Source organism: Aliiroseovarius sp. YM-037, from assembly GCF_048060095.1.
Taxonomy (GTDB): domain Bacteria; phylum Pseudomonadota; class Alphaproteobacteria; order Rhodobacterales; family Rhodobacteraceae; genus JBLUOA01.
In genome coordinates this window covers 2,136,144-2,151,033 of the sequence record NZ_JBLUOA010000001.1, presented here as the reverse complement: position 1 = coordinate 2,151,033, position 14,890 = coordinate 2,136,144, and the positions used below count along the sequence as shown (strand labels likewise).

Genomic DNA, 14,890 nt, shown 5'->3' with positions numbered 1-14,890 from the left:
GTCGGCGCCGAGGCGAAGACCGGGGCCGACAAAACCAATCGAAGTCGGACGCTTAAGTAAGAGAACTTGAATGGACCACCCCCTGCGCAGCGATGATCACAAGTCGCTGCGCAGGAAGCTATACAAGCTGATTTCAAACGGCTTCACTATCCCACGACAGAGCAACATCGTTTTCGTTTGTGGTGGCAGCGAGCTCCACCACATGCGCCGTCGCTTTCAGGAAGAATTTGAGGCGCTTCTGCCCGACCACGAATTCTTCGAACCTGAGTTTGCGATGCGTAAGTACTGGACACTCGGAGATAGCGAACCGTTCGACATTACCACATTCGAAGAACTGATCGGGAACCTATCCCACTCAATCGTAATTTTCCCCGAGGCGGCGGGCTCACTTGCCGAAACAGGCTACTTTTCTGCCCGGCCAAACATCGCCAAGAAGATTCTGCTCGCAATAAACGCGGCACATCTCACCACTGACAGTTTCATATCAATCGGTCCCGCGAAGAAGATAGCCGATGTGTCCATCTTTCAACCGAACATTCAATTCGACTATGAAAATCCAAATTTTTGTCTCATTTCACAAAGACTACTTGACCGAGCGCCGCTTCACGCGACCAGACGGGCGCTGCGGATCAAGGCGTTTTCAGATATGGATAGTTTTGAACTATTTGGGATTATCCAGTCTATGGTTGCGTTACTGAGTATTGCGACAGTCGACGACATTGAGTTCTTTCTTCGCGGCTTGTTTGCCGGGCACATTGGACCGTCGAAGGCAAAGCAGATTGTTTCAATCCTCGTAGGTTCAGGGCGGCTCTCGGAAATCGGAGACTACGGCCATCTTAAGGTCAAAGACGAAGGTAGTTTTATCCTGCAAATCAAGGACGGAGCGAGGACCGAACGCGATGTTTTGATGGTCGAACTCTCGGCGGTCTATCTGGGGGCGGACCCAGAGTTTTCCTCATTGCTGGGGACCTGACATGTTGATCGAACTCCTCAGCAAGACCTCCAACATACCGGAATCCAAACTCCTGAGTTTGTCGTTGACGGCAAGTCGTCGTTACAAGGTCTACACAATTCCGAAGAGGTCTGGCGGCGACAGGTTGATTGAGCACCCCAGCCGAGAGTTGAAAGCGGTTCAACGCTGGATCGTGCAGGCTTTGTTCGCCCGGTTTCCGGTGCACGAGGCAGCAACCGCCTACCGGAAGGGTACAGGAATTAGAGAGAATGCAGAGCGGCATCGCCAAACCAAGTTCACGAACAGATACGACTTTTCGAGCTTTTTCCCTTCGTTCTCGCAAGACCGTGTCATTCACTACGTGTCAGAGCAATCCAAGAACCTTGGGATCGAACTTACACAGCGCGATTTGGACTTTGCCGGGAATATCGTGTGTCGACACCGAAGACTCACGATTGGAGCGCCGAGTTCCCCGGCGATCACAAACACGATGATGTTCGAGTTTGATCGACGAATGCATGAAGTATGTCAAAGGCGAGGACTCGTATTTACAAGATATGCTGATGACATTTTTGTCTCCTCTTTCGAGCCCAGAGAGCTAGGAGGATTGGAGGCATTGATCGTGCAAAGTAAGCGCGACATTCCCCACCTGCGGTTACGGTTGAACCACCAAAAGACAACATATCTCTCGAAGAAGTACAGCAGGAAGATCACTGGAGTCGTCATTACTCCTCAGCATACCTTATCAATAGGTAGGGAGCGAAAGAGAGAAATTAAGGCACTCGTACACAAATGGATCAAAGGCGATATTGAACCGCAGAAATTCTACTATCTGAAGGGTCTTTTCGCTTTCGCGATTGATATTGAGCCCCAGTTCGAGGCGCGACTGATAGAGAAATACGGGAAAGCACATATACAGCGTCTTAGAAGCGCCAAATTTGATCTTCCGATTGGGCTCATTTAGCGGAAGGTCGAGTTTTTCGTCTGTTTTTCTGGGCAATACCAGACATCTGTCGTCAGCGCAGCGAACTTCCGCTTCCAAACACTCGACCGGACAGGCGTTTAGAAGGCATCCTAGACGCGCTGGATAAGAGTTCGGCACCCCGACCCTAGCGAGAGACGTTCGCGGGCTTCAGTGGCCGCGAAAATCACATTCCGCCATTTTGGAACTGATTTGAGCGTCAAGGAAGAGAGTTTCAGAGTTCGGACCAATTTCAACGGCTGATCGCAATCGCCAAACGCAGCCCCGATTCCCCGGAGACTTTAAGTATCGGAGGGGGAGCGGGGCGGGCAGACCATGCATACACCCGCTTGATCCTGTATGCATTTAGTGACACCTTTTCGCCGTTCAGAGGGCTCAGATTCCAACTCGAACACTTCGCTTGAATGCCTCTCACGTGCGATCAAAATTCCCGATTGAAGCTGTAGCGCATAGCGGCCCGAAAAACCGTCAAGCGTTTTGGTGGGTAGAGGGCTTTGTGGTAATTATTTATCAGAGAGTTCGGCAAATTTGTCACGCTTCTCTGTATGCACTTAGTGACACCAGTCTCCGGTTCTAAGAACAAAATCTCTGGCGGTTGTTGCCGCAGAATCCGAGCTTGCCTAGAATCTCGATCAGAACAGTTTGCATGGGCGACATCAGCACATTCACCATAACTGGTGCGCGAACTAAACGAGATTGAAAGGCACTCGGGTTGGGACAATGGCGGCAACGAGCATCGAGCAGAAGGCACTGGGATTGCTCAACGCCTTTGAACGCGCCGGGAAGGCGGTCAGCCGGGTAACAGTTGAAGGCCGAAAAATTGAGATCGTGCTTTCGATGCCCGTGAAGGACGATGAATTTGATAGGATTGATATGCGCCATGACAAAACGTGAGCTTCCAAAACACGTCTACAAGCAGCGAAACGGTTTATATTTCCAGCGCCGGGGCTGGCGCTCTACAAAGTTCCAAAACGAATTTGGTACTCCTGAGTTCTGGCAGGAGTATGCGGGAATTCTGAACGGTGAAGTAAAGCCTGCTCGGGTGATTGCGCGAACCTTCGATGCGTTGATTAACAGCTATCACAAGTCACCACGCTACCGGGGTTTGAAGCCTCGAACGGCGCTGGATTACGACAAGTATCTGAACTTCTTTCGGGAGCGTATGGGGGATGCAAATCCAACAGCCATGAAACGTAAGGATGTGATCCGGCTACGTGATGCAAACGCCGAGAAGCCATACTTCGCCAACTATTCGCTGCGGGTTTTGCGCATCCTCATGGAGCATTGCGTTGACTTGGGTTGGCGGGATGACAACCCGGCAAAGGGTGTCTCTGAAATCAAGACCAGCAAGAAAGAGCGGGAGCCGTGGCCGCAGGCACTCTTGGACACCTACAGGGCAAGTTGTCCTTTGGGGTCCAGAGAGCGCTTGTTGATGGAGCTTTGTGTTGGCACAGGTCAGCGGATCGGCGACGTTCTCGAAATGCGCTGGTTCGACATTCAGGACGATGGCTTTGTCGTCCGGCAAAACAAGACCGGCAAAGAGCTTTGGATTCCGATCCTCCCAGAATTACAAGCTGCGCTCAACGCTGCTCGTCGCCACTCTGTTTTCATTCTGACCAACGAGCGGGGAACGAACCGGTGGTCCTATCGGGGTGCGTCACAGGCGATCAGAAAGGTCAGGGAAGCAATTGGCGCTCTCGACTATGATATTCATAGCTGGCGATACAATGCTGCTTGCGAACTCGTTCAGGCAGGTTGTAGCGATGACCTGGTTGCCGCCGTGACCGGGCAAAGTCCTGCGATGGTCTTGCACTACACCAAGAAGGTGCGGCAGAAGATCAGGGCTATCGAGGCGCAGCGTAGGCGAACACGTAGAACACCGAACTGAATAGAATTAACTGTCGCATGGGAAGGCGCGGCTCATAGCAAGCCATATGGTGCTTGCAGCGCTATAATGACGTGTCTCAGGCGTGTCTTCCAGATGACCCAACGCAAGATCTACCAGCTGGTCTAGGGTAGCCTCCGGCGGTACACACGCACTAACAATTCCGGATCCAATAAATCTGCTGTCACCATAGTGCTGGACGTCGGAACCCATGTTGACTGATCCAAGAATGAATCCTTGGCAAAAGCTGACGTCCTCTGGCGAACTTCTTCTGCAAATCTCAAGAAGTTGGTTACCACTCAATCCAGCCAATGCAGGAAGTGTGGAGGCCAAATAAATCAGTGTTGTTGCTAATTGTTTCATGTATCGCCCAGTCGTTTGATTGTCGGCGTAATTACTGTCCAAAACTTACGCATCCCGTCGTTCTTTTGAGCGCCAGTCCTTCCGAAAATTCGACCGTCAATATCTTCACCTAGGAGTGTAGATAGTTCGGCACAATGCGAACAGAACAAAAACAGAATGTTTAGACATTTGTTTAGACTCGGCTGCGCAAAGCTACGGAAACTGCTACTAAGTTATTGAAAAGATTTGGAGGCGAGTACCGGAATCGAACCGGTGTACACGGATTTGCAATCCGCTGCGTCACCACTCCGCCAACTCGCCGTATCGCTTTGTGGTAAAGGGTTATTATGGTGTTCGAAAAACGGGCGCAAGTGGTGTTTCTCGACATTTTCTCGACATTCGTGTTTTGGTTGCGTTCTGTTCTCACTGATTTTCCGCGCTCAAGCGGTGATCGGGGGCGTCTGCTCTGTTGCTGTCCCCGGGGTTCTGTGGCAAGACAGTCTGACCGAAACTAGACGAATGAGTTTAGTCATGACCGATTACGCCAAACGCCGTTCGATGATGGTGGATACCCAAGTTCGCCCGTCTGACGTTACCAAATTTCCGATTATCGATGCGATGTTGACTGTCGCCAGAGAGTATTTCGTGCCCGACAGCAAGCGCGAGACGGCGTATGTCGGTGAGAATATCGACCTTGGCCAAGGGCGGGTGATGCTTGAGCCGCGCACGCTGGCCAAGATGCTGGATGCGATTGACGTGCAGCCGGATGAAATGGTGCTCGATATCGGGTGCGGGCTGGGATATTCGTCCGCGCTTCTTGCGCGGCTGTCCGAGGCTGTTGTCGCGGTTGAAGAAGATGCTGACATGGCGGCTGAGGCCCAGTCTCTGTTGTCCGCCAGCGGGGCTGACAATGTTGCGGTGATCGAAGGCATGCTGGTCGAAGGCGCGACAAAGCACGGGCCTTACGACGCGATTATCTTGCAAGGTGGCGTGGTGCACGTTCCCGAAACGATTTTGGATCAGCTGAAGGATGGCGGGCGGATCGCCGCGCTGTTCATGGAAGGCGCGTTGGGCGTCGTTCGGATCGGTTATAAGATTGATGGCGCTGTCACGTGGCGCTTCTCGTTCAATGCCTCTGCGCCGGTTTTGCCGGGCTTTGAAGGGGCAAAGGAATTTGCGCTCTGACTCGATATTCGGCACGATCTGGTAGATTCTGAGGTCAAAGGGATGAGTGTCATGAAGGCCTCAAAAATCCGAGCCGGGATTCGCAGTTTGATCGTGGCGGGCGCGATGGGTCTTAGTGCGGTGAGCGCTCATGCTGAAACGCTGACGGACGCGCTGATCTCAGCTTATCAGGAAAGCGGATTGCTCGATCAGAACCGCGCGCTCTTGCGGGCCGCGGATGAGGATGTTGCGCAAGCTGTGGCGACCTTGCGCCCGGTCATCGGCTGGACGGCGCGGGCGACCTACAGCCACGACCCGGTCAATCTGTCGGGCGATCACCTGACGCAGTCGCTTGGGTTGTCGGCGGACTTGACGGTCTATGATTTCGGGCGCAACCGCCTTGCGATTGAGGCGGCGAAAGAAACCGTGCTTGCCACGCGGGAAGCGCTGGTTGGGATCGAACAGCAGGTTTTGCTGCGCGCAGTTGAGGCGTTCATGAATGTGCGCCGTGAGGCGGAGTTCGTCAGCCTTCGCAATAATAACGTCCGGTTGATTACGCAGGAATTACGCGCCGCGCAGGATCGGTTTGAGGTTGGTGAGGTGACGCGAACCGACGTGTCGATCGCCGAGGCGCGGCTGGCATCTGCCCGGGCTGGCCTTGCCGCCGCCGAAGGTGCGCTTGCCCAGGCGCGCGAAGAATACAAGGCCGCCATCGGGCGCTATCCGGGGCAGCTTGCCTCACCCCCAACACCGCCGCAGACCGCGCGGTCGATGAGTGCTGCGCAGGGCATAGCGGTGCAGAACCACCCTGACGTGCGCCAAGCGCAGCGCGAAGTCACCGTGGCGGAATTGAATATCCGGCGGGCCGAGGCGAATTTCCTGCCAAACGCGACGTTGAACGGCCAAACAACCGTCGATCAGGACGGGGACGCCAACGCGACGCTTAGCCTGAACTTGGGTGGTCCGATCTACCAGGGCGGGCAGCTAAAATCGCTGCGCCGCCAATCTATCGCACGGCGCGACGCCAGCCGGGCCGCGCTGCATTTGGCGACGCTGTCGGTTGCGCAGAATGTCGGCAATGCGTGGTCCTCACTGATCGTTGCGCGGGCGAGCATTGAGGCGACGGATCGGCAAGTTCGCGCCTCTCGCGTTGCCTATCGTGGTGTGCGGGAAGAGGCAACGCTCGGCGCGCGCACAACGCTCGATGTGCTCGATGCCGAACAGGAATTGCTTGATGCACAGGCCAACCGAATCTCTGCCGGGGTGGATGCGCAGATTGCGTCATATCGCCTGCTGGCTGCGATGGGACACCTGACGGTGCGCCACCTCAACCTCGGGATCGCGACCTATGATCCGGCAGATTACTACAACGCTGTTCGAAATGCGCCCACACGACCGATCAGCGAACAGGGTCAGCGGCTCGACGGGGTTTTGGAGCGGCTCAACAGAAATTAGAATCCTTACTATCTGTTGTGTGGAATCGCAGGTAGGTCTACTATCCCTGTGGGGCGCAATCGGGAATAACCCATGTCAGAACCTGTATCTAACTCTGAAATCGAAGACGTGCTGTCTTCCATTCGGCGACTCGTGTCTGATGACGCGCGTCCGACGCTCAATCGGTCGGGGGCGTCGACGGCACCGCCGGAGGATGAGGCCGGGCGGCTTGTTCTGACGCCCGCGTTCCGCGTGGCGGAGGAGGCTGAGGTTGCAGAGCCTGCCGAGGTGGAAGAGCCGCCAGCGGAAACCCCCGCTGACGAAGTGCTTCAACTGAACGCCGAAGACCACGCGCCCGCCAATATGGATTGGGCCGCCGATCCGACACCGTCAGGGCTGAGCGCGCTTGAACAAACGATCGCAGAGCTGGAAGCAGCCGTCGGCGACCGCGAGGATGAGTGGGAGCCTGACGGATCCGAGGACGAAGACGAATCTCTCGACCGGATGCCAACCTTTGATCAAGTTGCGGCAAAAGTCGTTGGAATTGATTTCAAATCAAAGCAAGAGCCTGCGTTCGAGTCCGAGATTTTCGAAGCGGTCGAGGAAACCGCGAAAGAGCGGTTGGCCGCGGATGAAGATTTCGACGAGGACGGTTTTGCTGACGAAGACGCTTTGCGCGACATCGTCGGTGAAATCGTCCGGCAAGAGCTTCAAGGCCCGCTGGGAGAGCGCATCACGCGCAATGTCCGCAAGCTCGTCCGGCGAGAGGTGCAGCGCGCAATGGCTGCGCGGGATATCGAATAGCACTCACTGATCGTCGCGAAGGCTCGATAGGCGACGCCTATTGTTCGTCATCCGATCTCACCTATGCTGTTCCAGAACGGTTGCGGAGCGAAAGGGTCGATCAGTGAACACGCCTGCACATCTCATACTGGGCGCTGCGGTGTTTTCAAAACCCCGGCAGGTGGCCGTGACTGTCGCAGCGCTGTGCGGTTCGCTCGCCCCGGATCTGTCGCTTTATATCATGGCGGGATGGTCGATCTTTATCGCGGACATTCCGGCGGAAACTGTCTTTCGCCAGCTTTACTATTCGCCGGAGTGGCAGGGGATATTTGCAATCGACAACAGCTTTGTCCTGTGGGGCATCGCGCTGGCGGTCGCGCTGTGGACGCGGGCGACGACCTTTGCGGTGTTCTGCGGCGCGGCTTTGCTGCATCTGGCGTTTGATTTCCCGCTGCACAATCACGATGCGCGAATGCACTTCTGGCCGCTCACCGATTGGGTGTTCATCAGCCCGCTATCCTATTGGGACAGCCGCCACTACGGCGGGGTGATCGGGCCGCTAGAGATTATGCTGTCGCTGGTTGCGTGTATCGTCCTGTGGCGGCGGCATTACGGCACCGCGTCGCGCTGTGCGATTGCGGTCGCTGCAACTGCGCAGATCGCGCCTGCCTTTATCTGGGCGTGGGTGTTCGCAACCAGCAACGGCTGAAACGAAAACAGGCGCCACGATGGGCGCCTGTTTTCGTTCATATGCGGTATGCTGTCTGCCTAGGCTGCTTCGGCCTGCTGACTGCGGCGTTCGCTTTCTTCGCGCGACAGGGCGACCGATGTGCGGACACCTTTCGACACGAATTCCATCAGCCCGGCAACAACGCGTTCGTTCGGGTCGATCCCCGCGCAGGACAAAACCTCGCGCCCGTCGCGCGAGCGCGCCCAGCGCGCAATCTGTTCGGGCCCGTTGCCATATTTCTTGTCGTCCGCGATGGCATCATCCAAAGCGGCCAACACAACTGCGGCGAACAACTTTCGCGCCCGATTGCCTTGCTCGTGGTTAAAAGCAGTGCCGTCAACGAAATCCAACATTCGTCGTCCTCTTTATTCTTGCTCTTGCGTTTGGTGGCTTGGTGCCCAATATGGCGAATTCTGAACGATTCGGTATGCCATTTCAGACATGCCTGCTATTCACTGGTTGCATAGCTGTTCGCTGATTTCGCCGTCTTGCGCGCCCATTACCTCCCATATATAGGTTCCGCCAAGAAATCATCAAGTTTTTGTCAGGACTCCGCCACAATGCCGAAAATCAACGGGAACGAAATCAGACCTGGAAACGTTCTAGAACACAATGGCGGCCTATGGGCTGCCGTTAAGGTCGATCACGTGAAACCCGGCAAGGGCGGAGCGTTCGCTCAAGTAGAACTCCGCAACCTGCGAAATGGTTCCAAACTAAATGAACGTTTTCGCAGCGCCGATAAGGTTGAGCGTGTCCGGCTTGAACAGAAAGACCAGCAATTCCTGTATGAAAACGACGGAATGCTCGTTTTCATGGATACGGAAACTTACGATCAGATCGAACTTCCGGCCGATATTCTTGGTGAAAGACGCCCGTTTTTGCAGGACGGAATGACCATCACGGTGGAGTTTTACGAGTCCGAAGCGCTGAATGCCTCGCTGCCGCAAAAGGTCACCTGCAAAGTGGTTGAGACGGAGCCTGTCGTGAAGGGGCAGACCGCAGCCAACAGCTTTAAGCCCGCGATCCTCGACAATGGTGTGAAGGTCATGGTGCCGCCTTTCGTTGGGCAAGACGAAGACATCATCGTCAATACGGAAACGATGGATTACGCCGAACGCGCGTAACGACCGCGATTTTTCAAAACTCAGACGGGGGGCAGGTTGATGCACAAATTCACCGCGCCGCCCGTGCTTGAAACAGATCGCCTGCGCTTGCGCGGGCATCGCGCGGATGATTTTGACGAAAGCGCCGCGATGTGGGCCGATCTAGAGGTCGTGCGATACATTACCGGAGAGCCTTCAACCGAGTCGGCCTCATGGTATCGCCTTCTGCGCTATGTCGGGCATTGGCCTGTCGTTGGTTACGGTTATTGGGTGGTTGAGGCCAAGGACGACGGACGCTTTGTCGGAGAGGTTGGTTTCGCGGACTATAAGCGCGACATCCAACCATCGCTTGAAGGGATGCCCGAGGCCGGCTGGGGTCTGAAAGGCGCTGAGCACGGCAAGGGGTATGCGTCAGAGGCGGTGCAGCGGATCGTTGCGTGGGCGGATACGGCCCTTTGCTGCGAGCGGACCGCCTGCATATTAGACCCTGAGCACGCTGCATCCATTCGCGTGGCTGAAAAGGCGGGTTACGAAACCCTCACCTTGGCAGAGCTTAATGGCCAGCCGACATTGATCATGGCCCGGACTCGCCCCGCGACGAGCTAGGGCAGGCGCACTTTCGCGTCTGCCGCCGTCATTTCGTCCGACACGCGCTGAAACCGCAGATAGGCAATGCCTTTTCCGTCCGCTTGGGTGAACAGCGTGCCCGCGGGCTTGCCGTTCGCTTCAATCGTCGTGCCGACGGGGCCGGAGCCTTCGACCAGCACCGTCGTCAGCCCCTTGGCGAGTTCTGTCTTATGCTTCATACGTGCGGTGACCTCTTGCCCGACATAGCAGCCTTTCCGGTAGTCAACGCCGTTCAACCGCTCAAACCCCGCCTCAAGAATATAGGTGTCGGGCGTCAGCTCGATTCCAGTTTCGGGGATGCAATGGGCGACGCGGATAGCGTCCCAGTCGACCGTCTCCTCCTTGCCCGGTGTTTCGGTGTAAAGCCGCCAGCCGAGCGCCGTATGGCGCGGGTCGGCCAGCGCCCCCTCGGGTGCGTCACCAAGCCCGCACCGGACGGACAGTGTCGATCGTTCAATCGCCACATCCGCCCGCAGTTTATACATCGACAACCGGCGGAGCAGTTCGTCCGCCAGCGTCGTCTTTACATCCAGCACGATCCGGTCGCCTCGCTGTAGCAGCAGAAAGTCGGCGAGGTATTTCCCCTGCGGCGTCAGCAGCGCGGCGTAGACAAGGCCATCCGACAGTTTCGCGATGTCGTTGGTCACGAGCCCTTGCAAGAAATGCTCCCCATCATTGCCAGTGATGTCGAAAAGCGTGCGGTCGGTCATTTCGCGGTCCTCATTTGCCTCAACCTGTCATATAGGATGCCGATAGGAAGGAAAGCAGATGCGGGCGCCGATTTCGATCATCATTCCGACGCTGAACGCGGAAAAAGAGCTTCCGCGCGTGCTGGCGTCGTTGGGCGAGGGGCTTCAGGCGGGTCTGATCCGCGAACTTGTTGTGACGGATGGTGGGTCGAGTGACGCAACACTCGCCATCGCAGAGGCGGCGGGGGCCTTGGTCGTGAGCGGCGATGCCGGGCGCGGTGGGCAGCTTGCGCGCGGGGCTAATGTAGCGGCGGGGGAGTGGTTGTTTTTCCTTCACGCCGACAGCCAGTTGGCAGAGGGCTGGGCGGGCGTTGTTGTCGAGTACTGGCGCACAGAGCAAAGCGCCGCGTGCTTTCGCTTGCGTTTTGCCGCACGCGGATTGATGGCACAGATCGTCGCGGGCTGGGCTAACCTGCGGACGCGGCTGTTTCGCTTGCCGTATGGCGATCAGGGGTTGCTGGTGCGGCGGGGCGACTATGATGCGGTCGGAGGCTTTCCCGACATACCGCTGATGGAGGATGTGGCGTTGGCCCGTGCTTTGCCAAAGATCGTGATGCTGCCAGTCACCATCGAAACCGGCGCGGATCGTTACTTGGTCGAGGGGTGGCTTCGACGTGGCACGCGCAATCTAAAAACGCTAATCCGCTATCTTCTGGGGGCCGATCCAAAGGCATTGGCGCAGGATTACGCCCGCCGCTGATTACCCGTCTTCCGACTTGATCTGTAGCGCGTGAAGGTCCGCATAAAGCCCACCCCGCGCGAGCAGTTCCGTATGCGTGCCTTCGTCAATCACCTGTCCGTGATCCATCACCACGATCTTATCAGCGTTCTGGATGGTGGACAGACGATGCGCGATGACCAGCGTTGTGCGGTCTGCGCTTAACTTTTCAAGCGCGTCCTGCACGGCGGCCTCTGAATGTGCGTCAAGGGCAGAGGTCGCCTCATCCAGCAGCAGAACCGGAGCGTCGCGCAGCAGGGCGCGGGCGATGGCGACGCGTTGGCGCTGCCCGCCCGACAGGTTGTCACCCCGCGGCCCGGCCGGGCTGTCGAGGCCGTCTGGGAGGTCACCGAGGAAGTCCGCGACATGCGCCGCATCCAGCACACGTTTCAACCGATCTTCGGAGATGTCCGGCTGGCCCAGCAGGATGTTCTCGCGGATGGTTTCGTCAAACAGCAGCGTGTCTTGCGAGACGACCGAAAACAGCGACCGAAGTTCGCCCAACGACAGGTCCGTGATATCGCAGCCGCCGATTGTGACCGTGCCGGATTGCGGCTCTACCAACCGGGTCAGCACGTTGAACACGGTGCTTTTGCCCGCGCCGGACGCACCAACAAGGGCGGTGGTTTTACCCGCGCCCGCGGTCAGGTTCAGGCCGTTGAGGGCAGGCAAATCGCCAAAGGCGAGCGATACATTCTCAAGCCGAATTTCCGCTTCATCGCGCGCGGGCACCTTAGCCGGGCTTTCGACGGCGATGATCGTCGGCTTTTCGTCGAACAGGCGGTAAATACGCTCAAGGCTCGTCGCCGCGACCTGCCATGTGCCGGCGATCCCACCGAGCCGCCGCAGCGGTTGGAAGGTCAGCGACATGGCGGTGAAAAAGCTCATGAACTCGCCAACCGACTTTTCGCCAGCGATAATCTCCTGTCCGCCGATCAGAAGCACGCCGAAAAAGCCAAGTCCGGTCACGATGTCGATCATCGCCGGGATCGTGGCGCGGCTGGCGGCGGTTTTGATCTCGGCCCGGACGATCCGATCGACGATCGCCTCAAACCGGCCCATCTGGTAGTCTTCCATCTGGTTCAGCTTGACCGGATTGATGCCGTGAAACACCTCATCAAGTCGGGTGGAACGATGGCTGGCTTCTTCCCGCAGTTGCCGCGTCTTGCGGCGGATATAGCGTTGCAGCGCCGCCGTTGGCAGGATTAGTACCGGGGCTGCGACGATGGCAACCAGTGTCCAGACCCAGTCAATCGACAACGCCACCGCGAACAACCAGATCAGAGAGAAGAAATCCCGCCCAACGCCCTGAATAATAACCGACCAGACGTTCTGAACGGCAAGGGTGTCGCCCTGTACCCGCTCCATCAATGCGCCTGGTGGGTTCTTTTGGAAAAATCCGCTGTCGAGCGTCATCAGATGCCGCAGCAGATCGACCTGCATTTCGGTTGAGGATCGTTGCGAAATACGGGCGAGCACGGTTTTCTTGATAAGTTCGCTAATGCCGCGAATGGCGAACAGGCCGAAGATTACACCGCCAATCCACCAGATCGCGCCGGAATCTCCGCCAACGAACACCTTGTCGAACATCGGTTCCAGCATCTTTGCGAGAACGGCAAGCGTGCCACCTTCGATCACCATCAGGATCAATGACAGGATGAGCCACGGACGGTGCTTGGAAAGATAATCGCGCCAAAGCCGCCCGAGCAGGCGGCGAGAGGAATAAGGGTCGTCTGAGGGTGCAGTCACGGACGGCTCTTCTTGCTGGCCACGGGTCGATAGGGTCTACCCCGATCTTTCGGACCGTGCAAGCCGCGCTATCCCCGGCGCGATGGGATCAGAGTGTTGAGGCCGACCGAAAAGACAAGCGCCGGGATCATGCCAAACACGGCCCACAGCGCGAAAAGCGTTGAGAACAGCAGAACAAAGGCCGTCACCAGAAACGGGTTGGTGTAATTTTCGACGGGTTTGACCGGATGTTCGCGCATCGGTACCTCTGACAGCGGGTCCGGTCAGCGTAGCGTGGCAGCGCCACGTTGGCAAAGTCACGTTCGCGTCAGGCGGCAGCGGCCTTTAACGCGCGGGGCAATGCCTCCGCCAGCAGGTCCAGATCGGCCTCGGTGCCTGCCGAGATGCGGATGCAGCGATCCTGCGGCGCGACAAAGGGCATACGGACAAAGATACCGTCCGCGACCAGCGCTGCCAGAACCGCGCGAGCGAAGTCTCCGTCCCGTCCGCAGTCGACCGTTACGAAGTTCGTGGCAGAGGGCAGGGCGGTCAGCCCGTTATCCGCCGCAATCTGAGTGATCCGATCGCGGGCAGTCGCGACCTTTTCGATGATCTTGCTTAGGTAATCCTGATCGCGAAGCGCCGCCAGCGCGCCGATCTGGGCACTGCGGTTCATGCCAAAGTGATTTCTGACTTTGTTGAATCCTTCGACCACTTCGGGATGACCGATGGCATATCCGACACGCGCCCCGGCCATGCCGTAAGCCTTTGAAAACGTGCGCATCCGAATGACGCGCCGATCCGTCGGGTCAGTCGGAGGCGCGGTCCCTTCGGGCGCGAATTCAACGTAGGCTTCATCAAGAACGAGAAGGCTGCCGCCAGGCACCGCTTCGATCATCTGGGCGATCACATCGGCAGAGTGCCAGGTGCCCATAGGGTTGTCTGGGTTGGACAGATAGATCAGCTTTGCGCCGGATGTGCTGGCCGCTGCGATCAGCGCGTCGGGGTCTTCATGGTCGCCCTTGAATGGCACCTTCACAAGCGTCCCCCCAAAACCCGCGACGTGGTAGTTGAACGTCGGGTACGCCCCTTCAGAGGTCACGACCTTGTCGCCCGGTCCGACGTAAAGCCGCACCAAATCGCCGAGAAGCCCGTCGATCCCGCAGCCCATCATCACGGATTCCACCGGGATTTCATGGTGTTGGGCAAGGGCGTGGCGCAGGTCGTGGCTTTGCGCGTCGGCGTATTTCCAGATTTCCGGTGCTGCTGCCTGCAGCGCCTCTATGACCTTGGGGGATGGCCCGAATACGTTTTCGTTTGCGCCAAGCCGGGCGCGAAAGGCGGCTTTGGCGGCGCGTTCCTGTGTTTCCGGGCCGACGAAGGGCACGGAAGCGGGTAGGTTGGCGGCAAGCGGGGTCACGCGGGGGTCAGTCATACCGCGAAATAAGCGCAAACAATCCGGCGCGGCAAGGTTGAAACCGCCCGGATCATGTCTAGATGAGAATGAGTCGCAAGTTTGGAGGCGAAATTGGCGAAACTGACACGGCGCGGTTTTATCGCGATGACGGCGGCCACCGGGGTGGCGCGCAGCCTGCCTGCCATATCGACACGGGTCGGCGGGCGGCGGATTTTGACGCTGGTTTATGACAAGTCGCTTGGCATGATGCGCGCGGTCGAGCGTTTGGTGCCGTGA

At 57.4% G+C, this 14,890-nt stretch carries 18 protein-coding genes and 1 tRNA gene; 12 read left to right on the top strand and 7 right to left on the bottom strand.

Going from position 1 to position 14,890, the window contains the following annotated elements; translation table 11 throughout:
• Positions 1–70 precede the first annotated feature (70 nt).
• From ACEWPJ_RS10590 to ACEWPJ_RS10575, 4 genes are all read left to right on the top strand, one after another.
• The gene (locus tag ACEWPJ_RS10590; RefSeq protein WP_416512971.1) at positions 71–973 is read left to right on the top strand and encodes a retron St85 family effector protein; all 903 of its coding nucleotides are present in this window, start codon (positions 71–73) and stop codon (positions 971–973) included.
• A 1-nt stretch (position 974) separates the two neighbouring features.
• Positions 975–1,916: a retron St85 family RNA-directed DNA polymerase gene (locus ACEWPJ_RS10585; protein WP_416512970.1), complete on the top strand. Its 942-nt coding sequence runs from the start codon at positions 975–977 to the stop codon at positions 1,914–1,916.
• Positions 1,917–2,654: 738 nt separating this feature from the next.
• Entirely contained in the window at positions 2,655–2,828 is a 174-nt protein-coding gene (locus tag ACEWPJ_RS10580; protein ID WP_416512969.1) for a hypothetical protein, read from the top strand.
• Positions 2,815–3,822, top strand: a complete 1,008-nt coding sequence (locus tag ACEWPJ_RS10575; RefSeq protein ID WP_416512968.1) for a tyrosine-type recombinase/integrase — start codon at positions 2,815–2,817, stop codon at positions 3,820–3,822. Before ACEWPJ_RS10580 ends, ACEWPJ_RS10575 begins: the two co-directional genes overlap by 14 nt.
• A gap of 6 nt (positions 3,823–3,828) precedes the next feature.
• Here ACEWPJ_RS10575 and ACEWPJ_RS10570 read toward each other — a convergent pair whose 3' ends face one another.
• A complete protein-coding gene (locus ACEWPJ_RS10570; RefSeq protein ID WP_416512967.1) occupies positions 3,829–4,182 on the bottom strand; it encodes a Rap1a/Tai family immunity protein in 354 nt (117 codons plus the stop codon).
• A gap of 226 nt (positions 4,183–4,408) precedes the next feature.
• Positions 4,409–4,482, bottom strand: a tRNA-Cys gene (locus tag ACEWPJ_RS10565).
• A gap of 210 nt (positions 4,483–4,692) precedes the next feature.
• Between ACEWPJ_RS10565 and ACEWPJ_RS10560 the strand changes: the two genes are divergently transcribed.
• From ACEWPJ_RS10560 to ACEWPJ_RS10545, 4 genes are all read left to right on the top strand, one after another.
• Positions 4,693–5,346 (top strand): protein-L-isoaspartate O-methyltransferase family protein, encoded by a 654-nt coding sequence (locus tag ACEWPJ_RS10560; protein ID WP_416512966.1) that lies wholly within the window; start codon positions 4,693–4,695, stop codon positions 5,344–5,346.
• A 51-nt stretch (positions 5,347–5,397) separates the two neighbouring features.
• Positions 5,398–6,780: a TolC family outer membrane protein gene (locus tag ACEWPJ_RS10555; protein ID WP_416513038.1), complete on the top strand. Its 1,383-nt coding sequence runs from the start codon at positions 5,398–5,400 to the stop codon at positions 6,778–6,780.
• A gap of 72 nt (positions 6,781–6,852) precedes the next feature.
• Complete coding sequence (locus ACEWPJ_RS10550; RefSeq protein ID WP_416512965.1) at positions 6,853–7,563, top strand: hypothetical protein; 711 nt, start codon at positions 6,853–6,855, stop codon at positions 7,561–7,563.
• A 103-nt stretch (positions 7,564–7,666) separates the two neighbouring features.
• Positions 7,667–8,251, top strand: a complete 585-nt coding sequence (locus ACEWPJ_RS10545; RefSeq protein ID WP_416512964.1) for a cobalamin biosynthesis protein CobQ — start codon at positions 7,667–7,669, stop codon at positions 8,249–8,251.
• Between the two features lie 59 nt (positions 8,252–8,310).
• On the opposite strand, the gene ACEWPJ_RS10540 is transcribed toward ACEWPJ_RS10545, so the two are convergent.
• On the bottom strand, positions 8,311–8,625 hold the full coding sequence (locus tag ACEWPJ_RS10540) for a DUF6280 family protein (RefSeq protein WP_416512963.1): 315 nt from the start codon (positions 8,623–8,625) through the stop codon (positions 8,311–8,313).
• A gap of 207 nt (positions 8,626–8,832) precedes the next feature.
• Between ACEWPJ_RS10540 and efp the strand changes: the two genes are divergently transcribed.
• Both efp and ACEWPJ_RS10530 read left to right on the top strand, forming a co-directional pair.
• Entirely contained in the window at positions 8,833–9,396 is a 564-nt protein-coding gene (efp, locus tag ACEWPJ_RS10535) for an elongation factor P (RefSeq protein WP_416512962.1), read from the top strand.
• A 39-nt stretch (positions 9,397–9,435) separates the two neighbouring features.
• Positions 9,436–9,981, top strand: a complete 546-nt coding sequence (locus tag ACEWPJ_RS10530) for a GNAT family N-acetyltransferase (protein WP_416512961.1) — start codon at positions 9,436–9,438, stop codon at positions 9,979–9,981.
• Here ACEWPJ_RS10530 and ACEWPJ_RS10525 read toward each other — a convergent pair.
• Positions 9,978–10,712 carry a YgfZ/GcvT domain-containing protein gene (locus tag ACEWPJ_RS10525; RefSeq protein ID WP_416512960.1) on the bottom strand — a complete coding sequence of 245 codons (735 nt, stop codon included), beginning with the start codon at positions 10,710–10,712 and terminating at the stop codon, positions 9,978–9,980. The genes ACEWPJ_RS10530 and ACEWPJ_RS10525 overlap by 4 nt on opposite strands.
• Positions 10,713–10,770: 58 nt before the next feature.
• Here ACEWPJ_RS10525 and ACEWPJ_RS10520 point away from each other — a divergent pair, with 58 nt between their 5' ends.
• A complete protein-coding gene (locus tag ACEWPJ_RS10520; RefSeq protein ID WP_416512959.1) occupies positions 10,771–11,451 on the top strand; it encodes a TIGR04283 family arsenosugar biosynthesis glycosyltransferase in 681 nt (226 codons plus the stop codon).
• On the opposite strand, the gene ACEWPJ_RS10515 is transcribed toward ACEWPJ_RS10520, so the two are convergent.
• The 3 genes from ACEWPJ_RS10515 to ACEWPJ_RS10505 form a co-directional block, all read right to left on the bottom strand.
• Entirely contained in the window at positions 11,452–13,218 is a 1,767-nt protein-coding gene (locus tag ACEWPJ_RS10515) for an ABC transporter ATP-binding protein (RefSeq protein ID WP_416512958.1), read from the bottom strand.
• A 68-nt stretch (positions 13,219–13,286) separates the two neighbouring features.
• Positions 13,287–13,457, bottom strand: a complete 171-nt coding sequence (locus ACEWPJ_RS10510) for a hypothetical protein (protein WP_416512957.1) — start codon at positions 13,455–13,457, stop codon at positions 13,287–13,289.
• A 68-nt stretch (positions 13,458–13,525) separates the two neighbouring features.
• A complete protein-coding gene (locus ACEWPJ_RS10505; protein WP_416512956.1) occupies positions 13,526–14,632 on the bottom strand; it encodes a pyridoxal phosphate-dependent aminotransferase in 1,107 nt (368 codons plus the stop codon).
• 93 nt (positions 14,633–14,725) lie between these two features.
• Here ACEWPJ_RS10505 and ACEWPJ_RS10500 point away from each other — a divergent pair, with 93 nt between their 5' ends.
• Positions 14,726–14,890, top strand: a complete 165-nt coding sequence (locus ACEWPJ_RS10500) for a twin-arginine translocation signal domain-containing protein (RefSeq protein ID WP_416512955.1) — start codon at positions 14,726–14,728, stop codon at positions 14,888–14,890.